At 67.4% G+C, this 17,906-nt stretch carries 13 protein-coding genes and 9 pseudogenes; 13 read left to right on the top strand and 9 right to left on the bottom strand.

Annotated features, from left to right (window positions below; all coding sequences use genetic code 11):
- The 3 genes from ACWBNA_RS44415 to ACWBNA_RS44405 form a co-directional block, all read right to left on the bottom strand.
- Nucleotides 1–186, bottom strand: a 186-nt coding sequence (locus tag ACWBNA_RS44415; RefSeq protein WP_482710299.1) for a hypothetical protein, incomplete at its 3' end; no start/stop codon positions are given.
- 18 nt (nucleotides 187–204) lie between these two features.
- Nucleotides 205–1,458, bottom strand: a complete 1,254-nt coding sequence (locus ACWBNA_RS44410; protein ID WP_482710298.1) for a hypothetical protein — start codon at nucleotides 1,456–1,458, stop codon at nucleotides 205–207.
- 437 nt (nucleotides 1,459–1,895) lie between these two features.
- Nucleotides 1,896–2,720 (bottom strand): uridine kinase family protein, encoded by an 825-nt coding sequence (locus tag ACWBNA_RS44405; RefSeq protein WP_482710297.1) that lies wholly within the window; start codon nucleotides 2,718–2,720, stop codon nucleotides 1,896–1,898.
- 256 nt (nucleotides 2,721–2,976) lie between these two features.
- On the opposite strand from ACWBNA_RS44405, the gene ACWBNA_RS44400 reads away from it, so the two are divergent.
- Nucleotides 2,977–3,723, top strand: a complete 747-nt coding sequence (locus ACWBNA_RS44400; RefSeq protein ID WP_482710296.1) for a phosphotransferase family protein — start codon at nucleotides 2,977–2,979, stop codon at nucleotides 3,721–3,723.
- Nucleotides 3,724–3,830: 107 nt separating this feature from the next.
- Here ACWBNA_RS44400 and ACWBNA_RS44395 read toward each other — a convergent pair.
- Together ACWBNA_RS44395 and ACWBNA_RS44390 are read right to left on the bottom strand one after the other, a co-directional pair.
- Nucleotides 3,831–5,101: pseudogene (locus ACWBNA_RS44395) on the bottom strand (ISL3 family transposase).
- Nucleotides 5,102–5,207: 106 nt separating this feature from the next.
- Nucleotides 5,208–5,600: a nuclear transport factor 2 family protein gene (locus ACWBNA_RS44390; protein WP_184599759.1), complete on the bottom strand. Its 393-nt coding sequence runs from the start codon at nucleotides 5,598–5,600 to the stop codon at nucleotides 5,208–5,210.
- 592 nt (nucleotides 5,601–6,192) lie between these two features.
- On the opposite strand from ACWBNA_RS44390, the gene ACWBNA_RS44385 reads away from it, so the two are divergent.
- Nucleotides 6,193–7,164 carry a GNAT family N-acetyltransferase gene (locus tag ACWBNA_RS44385; RefSeq protein ID WP_482710295.1) on the top strand — a complete coding sequence of 324 codons (972 nt, stop codon included), beginning with the start codon at nucleotides 6,193–6,195 and terminating at the stop codon, nucleotides 7,162–7,164.
- A 168-nt stretch (nucleotides 7,165–7,332) separates the two neighbouring features.
- Here the strand turns inward: ACWBNA_RS44385 and ACWBNA_RS44380 are convergent.
- Nucleotides 7,333–7,868, bottom strand: a pseudogene (locus tag ACWBNA_RS44380) (IS5 family transposase); the annotation flags it as partial.
- Nucleotides 7,869–7,880: 12 nt separating this feature from the next.
- Nucleotides 7,881–8,093, bottom strand: a pseudogene (locus ACWBNA_RS44375) (TetR/AcrR family transcriptional regulator); the annotation flags it as partial.
- An 18-nt stretch (nucleotides 8,094–8,111) separates the two neighbouring features.
- Between ACWBNA_RS44375 and ACWBNA_RS44370 the strand changes: the two are divergent.
- From ACWBNA_RS44370 to ACWBNA_RS44335, 8 genes and pseudogenes are all read left to right on the top strand, one after another.
- A pseudogene (locus ACWBNA_RS44370) lies at nucleotides 8,112–8,222 on the top strand (oxidoreductase); the annotation flags it as partial.
- Nucleotides 8,223–8,604: 382 nt separating this feature from the next.
- Nucleotides 8,605–9,042 carry a hypothetical protein gene (locus ACWBNA_RS44365; RefSeq protein ID WP_482710294.1) on the top strand — a complete coding sequence of 146 codons (438 nt, stop codon included), beginning with the start codon at nucleotides 8,605–8,607 and terminating at the stop codon, nucleotides 9,040–9,042.
- 533 nt (nucleotides 9,043–9,575) lie between these two features.
- The gene (locus ACWBNA_RS44360) at nucleotides 9,576–10,835 is read left to right on the top strand and encodes a nucleotide sugar dehydrogenase (RefSeq protein WP_482710293.1); all 1,260 of its coding nucleotides are present in this window, start codon (nucleotides 9,576–9,578) and stop codon (nucleotides 10,833–10,835) included.
- Between the two features lie 263 nt (nucleotides 10,836–11,098).
- Entirely contained in the window at nucleotides 11,099–11,272 is a 174-nt protein-coding gene (locus tag ACWBNA_RS44355; RefSeq protein ID WP_482710292.1) for a hypothetical protein, read from the top strand.
- A 26-nt stretch (nucleotides 11,273–11,298) separates the two neighbouring features.
- Nucleotides 11,299–12,588, top strand: coding sequence for a glycosyltransferase family 2 protein (locus ACWBNA_RS44350; RefSeq protein ID WP_482710316.1), 1,290 nt, complete (start codon nucleotides 11,299–11,301; stop codon nucleotides 12,586–12,588).
- Between the two features lie 403 nt (nucleotides 12,589–12,991).
- Nucleotides 12,992–13,204, top strand: a pseudogene (locus ACWBNA_RS44345) (IS630 family transposase); the annotation flags it as partial.
- Nucleotides 13,205–13,523: 319 nt separating this feature from the next.
- Entirely contained in the window at nucleotides 13,524–14,393 is an 870-nt protein-coding gene (locus ACWBNA_RS44340; protein ID WP_482710291.1) for a hypothetical protein, read from the top strand.
- A gap of 140 nt (nucleotides 14,394–14,533) precedes the next feature.
- Nucleotides 14,534–14,755, top strand: coding sequence for a hypothetical protein (locus ACWBNA_RS44335; RefSeq protein ID WP_482710290.1), 222 nt, complete (start codon nucleotides 14,534–14,536; stop codon nucleotides 14,753–14,755).
- A 70-nt stretch (nucleotides 14,756–14,825) separates the two neighbouring features.
- Here ACWBNA_RS44335 and ACWBNA_RS44330 read toward each other — a convergent pair.
- Nucleotides 14,826–15,317: pseudogene (locus ACWBNA_RS44330) on the bottom strand (IS701 family transposase); the annotation flags it as partial.
- Nucleotides 15,318–15,503: 186 nt separating this feature from the next.
- Between ACWBNA_RS44330 and ACWBNA_RS44325 the strand changes: the two are divergent.
- Both ACWBNA_RS44325 and ACWBNA_RS44320 read left to right on the top strand, forming a co-directional pair.
- Nucleotides 15,504–15,626 (top strand): annotated as a pseudogene (locus ACWBNA_RS44325) (IS5/IS1182 family transposase); the annotation flags it as partial.
- A 497-nt stretch (nucleotides 15,627–16,123) separates the two neighbouring features.
- Nucleotides 16,124–16,840, top strand: a complete 717-nt coding sequence (locus tag ACWBNA_RS44320) for a DUF4190 domain-containing protein (RefSeq protein ID WP_482710289.1) — start codon at nucleotides 16,124–16,126, stop codon at nucleotides 16,838–16,840.
- A gap of 82 nt (nucleotides 16,841–16,922) precedes the next feature.
- Here ACWBNA_RS44320 and ACWBNA_RS44315 read toward each other — a convergent pair.
- Nucleotides 16,923–17,399, bottom strand: a pseudogene (locus ACWBNA_RS44315) (Tn3 family transposase); the annotation flags it as partial.
- Between the two features lie 143 nt (nucleotides 17,400–17,542).
- On the opposite strand from ACWBNA_RS44315, the pseudogene ACWBNA_RS44310 reads away from it, so the two are divergent.
- A pseudogene (locus tag ACWBNA_RS44310) lies at nucleotides 17,543–17,906 on the top strand (RNA-guided endonuclease TnpB family protein); the annotation flags it as partial.

Here is a 17,906-nt window from a genome sequence, read left to right as displayed (position 1 = left end):
CGTGGGGGCTTCCCCCACGACCACTGCCAGCGCGTCGTAGCGGAGGCGTTGGTCCGGGGGCGCTCGACGGGTGCAGGTGGCCTCCGGCGGGACAGGGAGAGTGACGACGCGTCCGAGTGCGTCGAGGGTCGACGCCGCGACCTGCCGGTCGCTGTAGCGGTCGGGCAGTTTGGGCGTACGGCGCAAGGCGGTCGGGGGTTGCGGTCACGGGCGCGTCTCCTGGGATTTGCCCGGCTGAGGTGTCTGGATGGTGCGCAGGTGGTCGGTGGCCTCCTGTGTGAGGGTGTCGGCAGGCCATCCGGCGAGGGTGGTCAACGCGGTGCGGCGCGCTTCGGGCGTGCTACTGGTGAGTGCGGACCGCAGCAGGGGCCAGCCGTGTTCAGGATGGCGTCGCAGGAGATGCGCGAACAGCAGTAGAGCGTGGTCGCGTTCGGATCGGGGGGTGGTGGAAAGACGTCGTTCGGCCAGGTCGAGGATGTGTGCGGCGTGCTGGCGGTCGCTGTTGCCCAGCGCATGGACCCAGGTCGGGTCGAGTAGGGACGGTCCGGTTTCCAGACGTGCCAAGAGTTGGGCCGTCGAGTTCAGGTGCAGGACTTCGGCAGGTCGCAGAGCGAGGTGGAAGTCAGGGCGCCGGGGGTCGGCGAGGTGGTCCAGGACAAGTGCATGCCATCGGGGTTCGTGGAGCAGGCCCTCGTAGCGTGCTGTCAGGTACTCGATGTCGGCGGGCGTCCAGGGCAGTTCCTGGGGTGGATGGCGGAAGAACATGGTGATGCTGATCAGGTCGAGAAGCATGGCGATGGTGGGCGTCGGGGCCTGGACCAGGTCGGCGTAGCGGTGCAGCGCGGGTACGGCGTGCGCGTAGTCGGCCAGGCCGGGTGCGGGACCGCCCTGGCCGTCGGCCATGGCGGCCAGGATGCCTCCGGCGCCGTTCAGGAGCGGAGTGTCGACGTGGGGGTGGGACAGTGCGCTGTGCAGGTCGCCGGTGGTCGCGGCGAGGTGGGCGAGGTACTCGTCCATGATGGTGTTGCGGAAGCCCTCGCGCAGCAGCCAGGCCCTGATACCGGGATCGGTGGTGTCGCGCAGCGTTCGGACCGCCTGGATGCGTCCCCAGCCCGCGACCTGTTGGGCGAGGGCATGGACGGCCAGGTCTCCGTCGGGCTGGGAGCGGTGGAGTGCGACGGCTGCGTAGAGGGTGAGCTCATCCAGGGTGCCGAGCAGGAGCAGCAGTTCTCGGTCGCGGATGTCCCCGCCCAGGCCCAGGAGCACCAGGCCGATCTTGACCGGAGCTCGGTGGGTACCGTGCTCTGCCAACTGCCGGCCCAGTCGGCGCAGGCCGTCGGACGGCAGACCGCGGCGGCGGACCTCGGCGCTGAGCTCGTCAGCGACCTCGATCGGCGAGCAGGTAGCGAGGAGGTCGTGGAAGCTCCTGAACTCGTCGCCGCCGAGGGCGGGCGCCACCGCCGGCAGCAGATGTTCGAGGTGGTTGGCGAGTTCGACGCCGGTGGGAGGAACAACACCGTCGCCGTGTGGAGTACGTCGTACCAGAGCGTCTTCACCGCCGCCGACGAAGACGAGGCCAGTGCTGGCCGGGCGTGCATTGGGAAGCGGATCGCCAAACCCGGGCCACGGACCGGGACCGTAGCGACCACGGAGGGTCCGTGCATGGCCGAAAAGGGTGGGACTCTTGCCGACGACATCGCCGTGGCGCACCCACCACGAGCCGGTCAACAGCCGGAGGGCTGGCTGCCCTTTCGTGTAGTCATGACGTGGATAGTGCCCAATACGGCTCGTCTTGGCAACCGATCGGCTCAGTCGCCCAGCTCCCCGACTCGCCAAGCGGCAACGAGTACACCCCGGGCTGGGACGACCATTGGTGGGACCGCTACCCGGGCTGGTCACCCGCCCGCTCCTGTGTCTACCGTCGGCGGACCTTCACGTTCCACAGGTCCACGCGCGCTTCGAGCCCGTCGTCGATCGAGGCGAGCGACGACGGCGAGGAAGTTCCCGTCCGGCTGGTACACGAGGTGCTGGACGGAGCCCCCGGCCGGCCATCGTCGGCCGGCTAAAGGCTGGTCGGGGGGGGCGATGACCAACTCCCTGTTCGGGTCGTGGTCGATCTGCGCAGGGCCGGCGGCGATCATGGTGGCTCTGGCCCACGGCTGTTCTCGCAACAGGAACGGCACTTCCTCCAGCAGCCAGTTCGCCACGTGCTCCAGCTGCTCGGGGGAATCACCGTCGCGCAGGGCCAACAAACGCTGTTGCTCATCGAGGTCACCCTGCATCCACACCGAGGCGTCCAACCACGGGGCAAGCTCCTCGCGGATGATGCCGGTGCCCTCGACCCAGATGACGTCGGCACCAACAGGGATGGTGATCGATCCGGGCCGGTCGTGGGTGATCCAGGCATCAGGGCGGAAGTCCACCGCCTCACCCTGGCGCAGGGGTTGCAGGATGTTCTCGACGAGCACGGCGCCCCAGTCGAAGTACGCGTGGTTCCAGGCGATGTCGTCGGTGTGCATGATGGCGGAGTTGGGCACCACCTTGCGTAGCCGCTCGGCCAGGGTCGTCTTGCCGGCGCCGCCCCGGCCGTCGATCGCAATCACCTGCGGACGTCCGATGACGTCGGGTGATGCGTCGCGCAGCTGCCGGACGGCGTCGCGCATGGTCACCACCCGCCAGCCAACGGTCTCGGTCTCGCCTGGATGCAGACGCATCGACAACCTGTCTCCGGAGGTAGGACCGTCCGGCCTGCCCGGACAGTCCACCGGTCACCTGACCATATCGAGGTTTCATGGCTGAGAGACCACGTCGGAGCCGGGCGGCGACACTTGGAACTCCTGACAAAATTGGTGAGCCTGACCTGGCCAGAGGTCGGTGCCGTGCACGAGGCCACCGGGTAGCGGGACGCGGTCAGCCGCGTAATCGCAGCGATAAACCCGGTGACGTCGGCGATCATCCCGGGAACACTGGTCGCCCATGGATGAGGTCAAAGTCGTCGTCGCCCATTCCGAGCGCGCGACTCTGCGCGTCGGCGACGTGTTCTTGAAGGTGGACGCCGATCAATCGCGCATCGACGTCGAGGTCGAGGCGATGTCCCTCGCGCCGGTCCCGACCCCGGAGGTCCTGTGGCGCAAGCCGCCCGTGCTCGCGATCGCCGCACTCCCGGGGACGACGCTTGGACGCCTCGGCGGGCCGTCGACCGGATCGCCGGCGGCGTGGGCCGCGGCGGGTGCCGCCATCCGGAAGCTGCACGAAGCGCCCCTGCCGCCCCTGCCGGGCCGGGCCGGGCGGAGCGTCGTCGCGCTGGCGGCGGAACTCGACGACGAGTGCGAGTTGCTCGTGACGAACTGCGTCCTGCCCGCCGACGTGGTCACCCGCAACCGCCAGGTCGCCGAGGCCGCGCTCCGGCCGTGGACTCCGGCGTTCACGCACGGCGACCTGCAGATCGCGCACGTCTTCGTCGACGGCGACGAGGTCACAGGCATCATCGACTGGTCCGAGGCGGGCCAGGGTGATGCCCTGTACGACCTCGCCACCTTCACGCTCGGACACGAGGAGCACCTCGACGACGTCATCGCCGGGTATGGCACCGACATCGACCTGGACGTGATCCACGCGTGGTGGTCGTTGCGAAGCCTGCTGGCGGTTCGCTGGCTGATCGAGCACGGCTTCGACCCCTTCGCGCCGGGCTGTGAGATCGACGTGCTGAGATCCCGGATGTGAGGGCCGCGCGGGGCCGACTGCTTCGCATGCGCTCTGACGCATCGAGCAGGTGGTTTTGTTCACGGATCACGGTTCTGGCTCAGCTTGTGTGGAGTCGCGACTCTGCGTCACGACAGTAGGACGCGTTTGCGGAGGAGTTGGAAGCCTGCACGGCCGAACATCTGGCGCCTGAGCATCTTGATGCGGTTGACATGGCCTTCGACGACGCCCGAGTTCCAGGGAAGGGTGAGGCCGGCAATGACGGCATCACGGTCGCGATCAATGCCTGCGGCGAGCGTGTGGAGGCTGGGGAGGTCGTCCTGGCGGACGGCGTCGAGCCACTCGGGCAGCCGCTCGCCCTGGCGCTCGGTGACCATGGTCGCGAAGGACCGGACGTGTCCAATGAGTGCGTCGATCTCGGGGCAGTTGGCCCGGACTTTCTTCAGCACTGCCGCTGGATCGCGCGACGGCTGTGCCCTGCCTCGACCAGGGCATGGATCGTCGCGTGCGTGGTCCGGGTTCGGTCGGCGAACCGGTGACCGGTCGGCCATGGCGAGCCGGACGACTCCTCTGTGGGGCCCGGCTCCGTCCCGGTCGTTTCAGGTGTCTCGGGGACCAGGACGCGCAGACATCGGCGGTGCTGGGCGATGCTCCGCTCGGCGGCCTCGCTGAGGTTGTGCCAGAGGTGCCACCGGTCCGCGACCTGCACGGCCTGCGGGGCGCCGACGGTGGCGCCCTCGGCGAAGAACGGCGCGCGATCCCGGCAGACGACCTCGATTCCGGGCCGCTGTGCCAGCCACGCGGCCAGGGTCGACGACTCCCGGTCGGGCAGCAGGTCGATGGGCCGGCGGGTTTCGACGTCCACGAGGACGGTTCCGTAGTGGCGGCCCTTGCGGGTGGCGTACTCGTCGACGCCGACCACCCGTGGAGCCGACACCTTTGGCTCGGGAAGTGCGTCGACCAGCCGCAGAACCGTGCTGCGGCTGACCGGCGCACCGACAATTCCGGCCAGGCGAGATCCGGCCCGGCCTGCGAGGGCGAGACCGATCGCGGCCAGGGTCGAGCGGAGCCGCTCGGTCTGCTGGCCGTGCCTTCGAGTCAGGCCGGATATCTGCTCGACGAACGTGCGGCGTCCGCACTCGGCGGTCCGGCAGGTGAACCGGCGGACCCGCAGCTGGAGTACGACGCTTCGTCCCGCACTCGGAACATCTGCGGGAAACCGCAGATAGGAGCCGTGAACCAGGGCGGACCACGCTCCGCAACCCGGACACGAGGCGCCGACAGCGGTGCACTGCACATCAACACGCACTATCGCGTTGTTCACGTCGACCGACAGCACCGCGACCTCCGCGATCGACGGGAACAACAACTCCTCCAGCCGGAGCAAGATCTCATCCACAGTCCCGAACTGTCGGCCCAGTCACTCCTGCCACTGCTCGTTTTGAGGCAACTTCCCGAGACGCCGCAGGGAGTCCACCGTCACTCACGGTGCGGGGTGTCTGTCGCTACGACCAGAACTCGTCGTATGCCTGCTGATCAGACCAGAGGTCCCAGCCCTCGGTGATCCTTCCGTCTCGGATGTGGAAGACGATCACGTAATCCATGTCGAGCTCCTTGCCATCACGCGAGGCCGTGGCGTGGAGCAGGGCGACCGTGTGCTTGTCGTTGGCGAGCACGTCATGGAGTTGTGGGCGGTACGTGCCCCCTGAGAGCTGGAATTCCTTTTGAAACGCAGCGAACGCGGCCTCACGACCGTGGAACTCCCCGGCCAGCGGGCTCTGGCCGGGGTTATGCCACACAACATCGGGGTGGAACAGCTCCGCCAGCGCCTCCATGTCGCCTGCCGTGAAGGCGGCAAAGGTCCGATGAAACAGAGCAACGTTCGGATGATCAGTCATCACAGCCTCCTCTGGCTTCTGGCCCCGCGAACGTAACCGGAAACCGGGTGGACAGCCGCAAGGACACTGGGCCGGCCGTCCCCTCCTACCCGGTCGGGCGCAACGGGAGCCGTGGCGACCTCCGACGCCTTCGCGCCTCTGGCTGGACAAAGATGCTTTCGTTCGAGGAGTCGGTGGCGCACTGTCACTAACCACAGAAGTTGAGCCAGAACCCGGATCACGACAGCGGTTGTTCAGCACTCTGGGAGGCGCCCGCCCAGGGGCGAGGTCGATGGTCACGGGAACGGGCAGCACCCGCCGGCTGACTCCCCATCCCGGGCACGGGTTGGCTTTCCTGAGCCTCGGCATCCGTCGTAGCCGACCCGGGTCGCTTCTAGGTCATCACGTGTGTGATGCCTACATCGTGTGGAGTCGGAGAGGACGACCCAGGCGGCCATGGTGGTCGCTGGCGCCGGCTACCTGCTGCGGTTCCCGCGGAACGGCAAGGCAGAGCGGCTTGGTCCTCGATCCTCGGGGGTCTCGCCGGACCCGTTCACCTCGCCTGCGGCGCACCTCCGTGGTGCGATGGAACGTGGGGTGAAAGGAGAGAGTGATGGTCGCACCAGCAGCGGAGCGCAAGAGTGGCGCGGCCCCGGTATCAGTCCGCCCGCTGGATGAGGCGGACCTGGAACGGGCCGATGAGATCTGCAGGGCCGCCTTCGGTACCTTCCTGGGGGCACCTGATCCGTTCGGGACCGTCGACTACGTCCGCACCCGCTGGGCGGCCGATCCACAGGCGGCGTTCGCGGCGACGGTCGAGGGCGAGGTAGTGGGATCGAACTTCGCCGCCAACTGGGGCAGCGTCGGGTTTTTCGGACCGCTCACCGTACGTCCGGATCTGTGGGACCAGGGCATCGGCAGGCGTCTGATGGAGCCGGTCATCGACTGCTTCGACGCCTGGGGCAATCGCCACCTCGGCCTGTTCACCTTCGCGCACAGTCCCAAGCATCTTGAGCTGTACCGCCGGTACGGTTTTTGGCCTCGATTCCTCACAGCCATCATGAAGAAGCAGGTCACAGACGGTGCCGCAGTCCCCGGCCGGGTGCTCTATGGCGAACTGCCCGCCGCCGAGCGGCCCGACGCGCTGAGCCTGTGTCGCGCACTGACCGCAGCCGTGTACGAGGGCCTGAGCCTGGAACGCGAGATCGTGGCCGCGCACGCGCAGGGACTCGGTGAGACCATCCTGCTCCATGGCGCCGGCTCCGAGCTCGACGGCCTGGCCGTCTGCCACTGCGGGCCCGGGTCGGAGGCTGGCCTGGACGTGTGCTCCGTCAAGTTCGGCGCCGTACGTCCTGGTCCGGAGGCCGCCGATCGGTTCGAGCGACTGCTCGACGCATGCGAGCGGCTGGCCGCCGAGCGCGGGCTGGGGCAACTGGACGCCGGCATGAACCTGGGTCGCCCGGATGCCTACCGGCGCATGATCGACCGCGGTTTCCGCACCTGGTTGCAGGGCGTGACCATGCACAGGCCCAACGAACCCGGGTACAGCCGCCCCGACGCGTATGTGATCGACGACTGGCGTTGACCACCGCCGCGCTCGGCCCGCCAGGAAGGCCCGTGTCGGAACCCGTGAATCTTCCGAGCCGGTTCCGGCGGCTGGACACCTCCTGGACCCCGTCGAAGTGCGATGTCCGTTCCCGCGGATGAAGCCGAGCAGGCCCTCCCCAGGGGCGATCGCCCGCCCTGAGAGGTCCTAACAAAGGCGTTGGACGTGTCGGTGGGGGAGCAGGCAGGTGGCGAGGCCGAGGAAGGTGCGTGGATGTCGTCGCGTCGGTCCCCGCGGCTCCGCAGGCGGCGGAAGCCGTGCAGCCAGGCGATCGAGCGCTCGACCACATACCGGAAGATGCCCAGGCCGCTGCCGTGTTCTTCTCCCCGTTCGGCGATGACCGGACGGATCCCACGGGCCCGGAGCAGACGGCGGTACTTGTCGTGGTCGTAGCCACGGTCGGCGAGGAGCGCGTCGGGCCGTCGCCGGGGTCGTCCGACGGCGCCGGCCACGGCCGGAACCTTATCCAGCAGCGGCAGCAACTGCGTGACGTCGTTGCGGTCCCCGCCGGTCAGCGACACCGCGAGTGGGATGCCCTGCCCGTCGGTGAGGACATGGTGCTTGCTGCCCGGCCGTGCGCGGTCGACCGGGCTGGGCCCGCTTTTGGGCTGCGCCGAGCCGCCCACACATAGGAGGTCGATCACCGTCCGCGACCAGTCCAGCTTCTTCGAGGCCCGCCCTTCGAGGACCGCTCACAGCCGCTCGACGCCGGTCAGCGCCAGCGCGTCCAGCAGCGCCTGCTTGTCCTTGAAGTGCCGGCTCGGCGCGGCATGACTGACACCGAGGTCACGGGCGAGTTCCCGCAGCGGCAGAGCGGCCGGCCCCTTCTCCCGGAGCGTCCCCTCGGCACGGGCCAGCAGGGCGGCACGAAGGTCCCCGTGGTGATAGTGGCGAGCGCGGGTGTGCATGGGCGTCAGTGCGTCGCCGAGTGGCGCGGTGCCCCGACCCTGGTCGGCCGCTCGCCCGCGGCCAGTGACCCGGCCAGCGCCCGCCGCCTGAGGACCGTATCCGAGGAACTGACCGGCGTGTCCTTCCCCTGCCGACCCCGATCACGGCCTGACTTGCCATCAGGCCATTCGGACCCGGTCATCTCCTGTTCCACGAAGCCCCCTTGGGACAGTCGGGAGCCGAACTCCACAGATCGCAGCGGCCCTTCATTAAAGCGGCCCAGCGCTGCGACCCGAGGCCGGTTCCTGCTGGAGGTGCCAGGGTTCCCTTGCCGGCACAGGTACCGGCCCCGAGCCTGACCGGTCGCGTACCCGCGGACAGGCCAGCGACCCAACCAGCTGCGCGCACAGGACGTGGGCAACACCCGGACTTGGGGGAAGGGGCGCACCGGGCATCAGTGCGCCCCTTCCCCCATCACGTTTGGCGATCGTCTTTGAGCTGGCGAGGGACGCACTCCAGTCCGGGGTGTGGGTGAACAGTGTGCCCTGCACGAACTCGCCCGCCCTGGAAGAGCTCGGACCCGTCGTCCTGGACACCCTGCGCGTCTGGCGCGCGCAGGGCGGCGCAGACGCAGCGGAGGCCATCGCCCGCTCAGTCATCCGCTTCACCGCGCAGATCCTCACCGAGGACCGCGAGAACGTCGCGGACACCGTGGAACAGGTGCTAGCCGCCGCCTTGGAACCAAATCCTCGCTGCACGCCTCGCACCGAGTGCGGTTCGGTGCGCGCACCCGCGTGCGCACCACCCGCCGTGCGGAGCGCACCTGATGCGCTCCGCACCGCAGTCGAGCAGCCTCTATCGAAGGGGTGGTACAAGGGGCGCACGCAGGAGCGCGCAGTTTTTCCAAACGCAACCACTCTTCATGTCGCAAAACAGCAACAGGCCTTCCGGTTCCTGACGTGTTGTTGAATCCTTTATCATGTGCAGTGAGGGGAAGTCGTGAAGACTCCCCCGCACCTCGGCAGAGCCATCCCGGTCGAGGGTTTGCTCTTCATGCAGGCTGCGGACGGAGTGGTCCGCACCGCTCAGCCGGAGTCGATGCATCGCAAACTCCCTGTACAACGCCATGCTTGCCGTCGCCGCCGACGGCGGGTGCAGGTGGCGCATGTGATTCAAATGTTTCGAATCAGCAAAGGGGCTTCCGCTTCCGGGTGGCTTGTTGGACGCTGGAGTTTCACGAATGAGGGGGAATCGTGAAGATCGTTATTATGTCTGACGCGCACTCAGACACAGGCCGGGGGGCCCGTCATTGACCCGGCAATGAGTCAACTGGGACGCCACAGCAACCCGACGGGGGGTTGCAGCAAAGGCCCTCCCGCACAGTACGACCCGCACCACCCGACGCCGCGGACGCCTGTTTCAGGACCAGGTGATCGCAATCAGGGGCGCCGTTCTCCGGCCCGCGCACGCACGCGGGCCGACTGAAACCGAGGAAAACCATCATGCACATCTGTGTTCTCGGGCAGGGCTATGTCGGCCTGCCCCTGTCCTTACGGGCCGCCGAGGCCGGTCACACCGTGACCGGATACGAGCCCAACAGGCAGCGTTGCGCCCAACTGGCCGCGGGATCCTCCTACATCGAGGACATCGAATCCACGCGCCTGCAGGACGTGCTGCACTCGGGGGCGTACAGGCCAACCGACGACCCGGAGAACCTCAAGGGCTTCGACGTCGCCGTCATCACCGTGCCCACACCGCTCACCGACCGTACGCCGGACCTGAGTTGTGTACGCGAGGCCGCGGGTGAGCTGGCCGTGCGGCTGGAGCCCGGCGCGACCGTGGTGCTGGAGTCCACCACACACCCCGGAACCACCCGCGACGTGCTCATACCCCTGCTGGAGAAGGGGTCAGGGCTGATAGCGGGACGGGACTTCCACGTCGGCTTCAGCCCCGAGCGCATCGATCCCGGCAACACCGCCTGGCGGCTGGAGAACACGCCCAAGATCGTCGCCGGGCTCACCGAGGCGTGCCTGAGCAAGGTGAAAGCCTTCTACGACACCGTCACCGATGCCACCGTTCCGGCCTCAGGGCTGGAGGAGGCCGAGCTGGCCAAGGTGTTCGAGAACACCTATCGGCACGTCAACATCGCGCTGGTCAATGAGCTTTCCCGGATGGCGCACACGCTGGGCGTGGACGTATGGCACACCCTCGAACTGGCCGCGACCAAGCCCTTCGGATTCACCAAGTTCCTGCCGGGGCCGGGCGTTGGCGGGCACTGCCTGCCCATCGACCCTGTCTACCTCAGCCATCACGTCAAGACGCAGCACGGGCAGACCTTCCGGCTCATCGAGCTGGCGCAGGACATCAACGACAGCCAGCCCGACTACGTGGTACGCCGTCTGCAGGATGCACTCAGCCGCCGCTTCCGCCGAAGCGTCCACGGTGCCCGCATCCTCGCCCTGGGCGCCGCCTACAAGCCGGGGACTGCGGACGCCCGTCAGTCGCCGGCCGTCCAAGTCATCGACCGCCTGCGCGACATGGGTGCGGACGTGACTGTCGTGGATCCCCATCTGTCGGACGGCGGATCAAGAGACATTCCCTTCGCCGCTGCGGAGCAGGACGCGAGCGTCGCTGATTTCGATGCGGTCGTCCTGCTCACCCCGCACGCCGAGTTCGATCTCACCCAGGTCGCTACCGAGGCCGCCTACGTCCTCGACACCCGAGGCGTCATGCCGGCAGCTCGGCACGTCGAGCGGCTTTAGAACCCACAAGGGGCGGCAGCCGGGCCGCCGCATGCAAGGCCGGCAGACCGTCGGGCTGCCCTGCAGGCAGTCACTGCATGCGCCGGGACATCGGCTGGTGTACGCCCCAGGCCGAAAAGAGGAGTCCGTGCGGCGGCTGACGTCCACGGAACCATGCAGCGTCGCGGAGTGCGCCGAAGAGGCGGCCTGCGTGCTGAACATGCGCGGTGCCTACCTGCCCGCGGTAACGCCGGGTGTCTCTGACACCCGAGAGAGAGGACAACATGTACGGACAGAATGGTGTGGGTGCCGCGATCGGTACGGCCACCGGGGGAGCCGCGCTGGCCGCAACGGGCGGCACAGCTCTGGGGTGGATCGTACTGGGCGCCATGCTCTTCGTGATCAGTGGCGTAGCGGTCTTCCGCGTGTCCACCCGCGGCAAGCGGGTGACCGCTTGAGCACTTCATCACGGCTCCGCTTGACCGTGGTGACCGGCGTGGTGGTGGCGGCTCTGGCCGCTGCCACCGTGGTGGTGCACCTTCAGTCGAAGAGCCCGATCCTGACGTCCTACTGGTGGCTCGGCATGTTGGTGATCGTGCTCTGCCTCGTCTCGTTCCTGAAGGGCAGGTCCTTCACGCATCTGCCCGTGGCTGCCGGCCGGACGGTGGCCATCATCCCCGCCTTCGAGGAGCCCACGGACAACCTGCACCGCACGGTGTGGTCACTTTTGGCCCAGACCCACCCAGTCGACGAGATCCACGTGATCGACGACGGCTCCACACAGCACCCCGTTCAGCCCTTCGAGCACCCCCGGGTCCACTGGCACCGGCAGGAGAACAAAGGCAAACGCGGAGCGCAGGTCACGGTACTGCGCCATCTCCAGTCGCAGGGCAAGTCCTTCGACTTCGTCCTCACCATCGACTCGGACGGCGAGCCCTTCCCGGACGCGCTCGAGCAGCAGCTGCGGGCCATGAGCAATCCGAAGATCCAGGCCACCACCGGCATGATCTACATCCGCAACTTCGAGGAGACCTGGGTCTCCAGGGCCGCCGACATCGACATCGGCACCTCGTGCGTGATGATGCGCTCCTCGCGCTCCATGCTCGGGGCGCTGGAGACCACCTCGGGCGCACTGGCTCTCTACCGGGCCGAGCTGCTCTACGACCACTTGGACGCCTACGAGGTGGAATGCGGCACCGGCGACGATCGCTGGCTGGCGCTGCGGGCCCTCATGCGCGGGGAGGTCGTGGCCGTCAACGAAGCCGGCGTGATCACAGACATGCCGACCACACTGAAGAAGACCTACCGTCAGCGCCTGCGCTGGGCCCGGTCGTGGTGGTGGATGCTGCCGTTCGTCTACGCGCGGCTGTCCCTCAAACAGCTCATATCGCCGACCTTCGGCCTGCTCCAGCTCGTCATCACCCCCGTGATGCTGGCCTGGACTCTCGTGATGACGCTGATGACCCTGGGCGGCCGATACCACCATCCCGGCGTAGCCCTCATCTACCTCGGGGTATACCTCGTGGTCCGGTACGGCCAGTCAGGTCTGTACGTCCTCATGCGGCCAGACATGACCACACGCCAGCGGTGGCGCTCGTGGCTCGTCGGAACCCCGACGGCCGTGTTCATGAACATCGTGCTCCTGTGCCCCACCCGCTACTGGGCACTGTTCAAGCTCCGCGATAATGCGTGGCAGTCCCGCGGACTGACTGCGAAGACGGCACTACCGAAGGATCGCCACCACACCAAGGCCAACCACCTGACCAATGCCTGAGCACCAAAGAGGCCCGGCCCCACAAGGAGCCTGAGCCCATGCCGCACAGCTACAGGAACAACTGCCCTCCGCGATAGACAGGCTGCAGGCCGTCCGGGCCGTGCCCCACTCGCAGTCGCGCCGCAGATCACGCTCGGGTTGGCGGACGTAGTCATTCCACAGACCCACAGCCACACAGGGAACTTGCTGTAATCGACGACGACCATGAGGTCGATCTTGGGGAAGCGGCTCTTGAAACCGTTGCGGGGATCGTCCGCTTGCGTCGATACATCTCTGCCCGCCTGGATCACGAGCTTCCCGCCTTCCACGAGGGCGGCTTGTGCTGTGACCGCATAGGTTCGCCGGGTCGGCGGTCGTGGCGGTTGAATGTGCGGTGACATCCGATCCGACCGCTGGAGGCGCGGTGGCCGAGCCCGTCCGTGTGCGCAGACTGATCGACCACGAGGGGCAGAAGCTGCGGCAGATCGTGCGCCGGGGCAGCACGAGTTCGGTGCGCTACCGGCGGGCGATGATGCTGCCGGCCTCCGCTGGAGGAAAACGGGTGCCGGTGATCGCACAGCTGGTGCAGGCCGCTGCCTCGACGGTGGTACTCCGTGGAACCAGGGAGGACGGGCTGATGCTCGGCTGATCCTGCGGAGGAGGAGACCCCCCGGGCTGCGGCTCGGGGGGCTTTCGTCTGTGCAGCCTCGGCCTACTGGTTGGCCTTTCCGGTCGGCCTAGCCATTCAGCCGAAACTTCACCGCACCGCCCTACGGGAAACCATAGGTAGAGCGAAAGTTGACGACTCGTATCCTGTAAGTCATGCTCTCGGCATGCCTTACACGCCGGCCTCCCCAGAGGAGGCAGACACTCGTCCGCGTCCCGGGGCCGCACAGCGCCCCCCGGGTGAACTCCTCACACAGGCAGCCCAACTCGCCGATCAAGCGCAGCTCGTAATGGAGAAGGCCGTCATCGCCGAAAGGGCGAAGGGCACGTCCTGGGAGGTCATTGGAGAGATCCTCGGTGGCGTGTCGAAGTCCGCCGCCCAGAAGCGCTGGGGCACCGTAGTCGCCCGGTGGAGGGAGTCGGCCGACATAGACCCCCGCAAGCTTCCCGCCTACGTGCCCGATGACCTTGCCGAATTCTCGGCCGCGTACGACGAGTTGGACGGCGCTTGGAAACAGGCCACCGAGATCGTGGAACGGCAGCCGCTACTGACCGACTTGAACAACGCGACGGCGGCCCTCTCCGGCTCGCCTGGCATCTACAGCAGCAAGGGGAGTCAGCAGAACTTCCACTACCTCCCTGCGACGCGCAACTGCGCGGGGGAGCACGACTCTCGCCAGACCAACGAGTTCATGTCGCTGCTAGAGGTCGCCAGACGATTCCGGGAGGCGGATCGTGACGCGCTTCGAGCTCGGGGTGCGCAGGCCGTTGAAGCGCTTCTGACCCGCGAGACGCAGGCTGCTGACCTGGATCGGGCCCAGGAGGAACAGGGTCGTGACGCGCTTCGAGCCCGGGGAGCGCAGGCCGTTGAAGCGATTCTGGCCCGGGAGGAACAGGAGCGTGACGCTGTTCGTCGTACCGGGGAGCTGCCGGAGGACGGACGGGACAACCCTGAGAACGCCGACGGTGCCCCGGCACATCCCCTGAGTTGGGCGGTGGGCGGCAAGTATCGCCGCGACTACACCAGGGAATCCCGCCGCAGGGATGCCGCGAGGGCGTACGCCATGATCCGACGGCAGGAACTGACGCTGGAGGAACGGGTGACGCGCCTTGAGTGCGCCTTCGAGGATCTCCTGACCGACGAACGGGAAGGGCCGTGAGCTCCACCCCAGGGTTGTACGGCTAGACCGCGGAGGCCACCCCGGCCTCGACACAGCTCCGCCGCCTCAGTGAGTCCGTCCAAAGAAGCACTGGAGGCGGCGGCGAACCACAAACCCCTATCAGCAGGAGGAATGAGGCTATGGCCACTATCGCATTGATGCCCTCAGATGGCGAGGGACCGAAGAAGTCGCGTGGGTTCGTCCCCGCCCTGGCCAGCGGGTATGTCGCCGGGTACGCGGCAGCGCTCGAAGCCGGGGTCACCGTAGTGGGTGGCAGCACCGTGGAGATGACGGTGGTGATCCTGGTGCAGGCGGCGAGTGCCGCATTGTGCTGGATCGCCATGACACGGCGCAGGAGCTGAGCGCGAGGCGGGGCCCCTGACCTCCGCCGGGGGCCCGCTACCGGTAGTTCGTTAAATCCGGTGGTAGAGGTCAATGCCGTGTCCGGTGGTGACCGCGTCGATCAGGGCCTGGAGCTCGGAGGGTGGGTGCTTGTCCGTCCAGGCTTGCCACCACCGGTTGAGGGCGACGGCGGGGGTGAGCCAGGAACGGATGGCTCGTAAGGCCTTGGGCCAGCAGGGCTCTTGGGGCTGGTGGTGTCCGGTTGGTCCCCCTCTCTGGCCCCTCTTCAGGGCACGGGTCCGGCGCGCTGGCGTCCAGGGGTCCGGGTGGGGTGAACCACTGGTCCCAGCAGAAGGAGAAGCCGCAGTTGACGAGGATCTGCTGGCGGCGGATGGCGCGGTCGGAGCGGACTTGGAAGTTGGCCCAGCCGAGTTCGTCCTTGATCTGCTTGTAGCTCTGCTCGATCCACGGCCGCAGGCCGTAGAGTCGCACAATCTCGGCCAGGTCGGCGGGCGGGTGCGGGCCGGTGGCGGCGTGGGGTGCGTCGGGGTGGGGCAGGTTGGTGGCCAGGTACCAGGTGGCCCCGGCAGTTGGCCCCTATCACCGGCCTACGACCAACCCGACCCGTCGTCAACCCACACCACCGCCGGATTTAACGAACTACCGGTAAGAAGTGAGCGCGCCCGTACGGCCAGCACAGCGTTGGCAGGTTCCGCTAGTTGCCCAATGGCCTCCGGAACGTCTCAACTCATCGGCGCAGGAGCTTTGTTGGTTGCCTATCCTGCCGCACTCGACCTGCCTCATGCCCTGGTCGAGTGGGTCACGATGCTCATCGTCACCCGCGAGGGTGACCGACGGTGCAAGCTGCCGGAAGGTATGAGGGAGTTGCTGCCGGTCAAGCCGCCTCGGTGACGGTGAGTCCGGGCGGTGCCGCAGGAAACGCGGACTCCTCGTCGAAGAGTTCACGCTTCTGGAGGCAGTGGTAAAGCTGGCCGATCATTTTGCTCCGGCGGCTCCGCGAGGACCTTGAGGAGCGCGTTGAAGCCGGCCGACGTGACCATGTGGGCTCGTCGCGGTCCACATCGAGCAGCGACGCGCCCTGTGGCGCCCCCTCGTAGTCCGGTGCGTACAGAACAGACCGGGCCGGACCCCTGCCCTGACGCACCTTTAACGTGCGCTTTCTCCCGCTATAGCCGCATCATGGTGGTGAGGGGTGATCCACGATGTCAGATCCGAAGCAGCCGAAGTGGCCCCCGCGTCAGAGCAGCGGAAGGCCGCCTCCCCCGTCTCCTCCTCCGCCGGGTGCCCCAGGTTGGAGCACCCCGGATCCCTCAGGCCGGGGGACGCCGGCTTCGACGGCGCCGCGGAACGGCCTGGGAATCGCAGCCTTGATCCTCGGCATCATCGGTCTCATCTCCGGGATGATCCCGCTCCTGTTCTGGATGGCGGGCATCTTGGGCATCGTGGCCCTGACCCTCGGGATCGTCGGCGCCCGCCGCGCCAAACAGGGCTACGCCACCAACCGACGCATGTCGATCACAGGCGCCATCCTCGGCGGCCTCGCCATCGTGATGTCGATCGTCGGCATTGTGATCGTCGCGAACGTCTTCAACGACGTCTCCAAGGAGATCGGCCCGACCAAGACCGCTGCTCCCACCACCCCAGCCCCGAGCACGGCCACCTCGCCGGGGACTGCGACACCCAACCGCGGGGCACTCCAGTTCAACGCCACGCAGCGCTACCAGGACGGCCTCCAGGTGCAAGTTTCCGCACCCCGTGCGTTCACCCCTTCCGATAGTGCTGCCGGCTACACACCCGGCGACAAAGCCGTGGCCGTTGACGTCACCGTGACCAACGGAACCGACACCAGGGCCGACCTTGGTCTCCTCTTCATTCAGGCCAAGGACGCCAGCGGACGCTCCGCTGAGTCGATCTTCGACAGCGCCAAAGGCATCAACGGACTGACCGGCACCCTGCTGCCCGGTAAGAAGTCCGTCGGCACCTACGCGTTCGACCTGCCCAAGAGCGCATCCAGAAGCCTGGACGTGGAAGTCTCCCCCGGCTTCGACTACGAGTCAGCTGTATGGAGCGGGTCCAGTTCCTGAGTGCCTGTTCTGACGGCGTGTTCTGAACGTGCAAGTCACAGGGCTCGTGTGGTTCCGCAGAGCCTCGCACCAGGGTGTTCACGTAGACCAGGGCCGATTGCAGAATCCGCAGGCACAGCACGAACATCTCCTGCTCGTCGCGCCGGTTCGAGGCGATCTCCCCGCCCCTGGCGTAGGCGAACACGGAGTTCGCGCCGTTGGAGGACTCCATCACGTTCAGGTCCTCCTCGATCTCCCGCTGGAGGTCCCGCAGCCGCAGGTAGCGGGCCACGAAGATGGTCTTCTGGGCACGGCCGACCTCCAGCATCGCCGCGTAGGTGGGATGGGAGGCGTTGCGGGTGAAGCGCCGCAGGATCGCCTCGGTGGACGCGGTGTGGGTCCGGATCGCGGTGGCGTACTTGATCATCCGGTCGTACTGCTGGGCGATGAGTTCCCAGCGGATCGGGCGGGTCAGTGCCGGGGCCAGCTGCGGGTAGGCGTCCGGTTCGCCGGCCACCGGCCGGTACAGCCTCACCTTGTTGATCCGCTTGATCCTGGGCAGCAGGTCGAAGTTCAGCATGATCTAGTGCGGAACCCCGGGCGTTCACGCCCGGGAGGAAGCGCTTCTTGACGCTGCTCTGACCCGCGCGGGTGCACGGGTCTGCGCTGTTGACCTTAGCCGGGACGTCTCTGGTTCTCGATGTTGTGACGCAGGTCAAACTCATGCCGGATGCCGTGCAGGCATCCGTGCTTGAGCGCACCCTGCGCACGGTCAGTGACGCCGCGAACTGGGTGTCGGAGGTGGCGTTCGAGCACGGCGTGCCGCGTGAGTACGAGCTGCGCAAGCACACCTATGCCGAACTCAAAGCGCGGGGGCTGGGAGCGCAGGCCGCGCAACACGTCATCAAGAAGGTGCGCGACTCGTACACCACGCTCAAGGCCAACATCCGGGCCGGGAACCTCGGCAGGGAAGGCTCTAAGCGTCGCCGCAAGGCCGAGTCCAGGCCGGTCACCTTTCGCCCCGAGGCCGCCCAGCCGTATGACGACCGGTGCCTGAGCTGGCAGTACGACCAGCGGTCCGTGTCCA

It is taken from the genome of Streptomyces sp. Q2 (assembly GCF_056820935.1).
Note: the sequence above shows the minus strand (reverse complement) of the source record. Positions and strands in the feature narration are given on the sequence as shown.

Excerpts from the sequence above, each read along its gene's own strand:
- ACWBNA_RS44390 (WP_184599759.1), bottom strand. The coding sequence starts at position 5,600 with ATGACTGATCATCCGAACGTTGCTCTGTTTCATCGGACCTTTGCCGCC.
- ACWBNA_RS44335 (WP_482710290.1), top strand. The coding sequence starts at position 14,534 with ATGGCCACTATCGCATTGATGCCCTCAGATGGCGAGGGACCGAAGAAG.
- ACWBNA_RS44360 (WP_482710293.1), top strand. The coding sequence starts at position 9,576 with ATGCACATCTGTGTTCTCGGGCAGGGCTATGTCGGCCTGCCCCTGTCC.
- ACWBNA_RS44340 (WP_482710291.1), top strand. The coding sequence starts at position 13,524 with ATGGAGAAGGCCGTCATCGCCGAAAGGGCGAAGGGCACGTCCTGGGAG.
- ACWBNA_RS44355 (WP_482710292.1), top strand. The coding sequence starts at position 11,099 with ATGTACGGACAGAATGGTGTGGGTGCCGCGATCGGTACGGCCACCGGG.
- ACWBNA_RS44385 (WP_482710295.1), top strand. The coding sequence starts at position 6,193 with ATGGTCGCACCAGCAGCGGAGCGCAAGAGTGGCGCGGCCCCGGTATCA.
- ACWBNA_RS44400 (WP_482710296.1), top strand. The coding sequence starts at position 2,977 with ATGGATGAGGTCAAAGTCGTCGTCGCCCATTCCGAGCGCGCGACTCTG.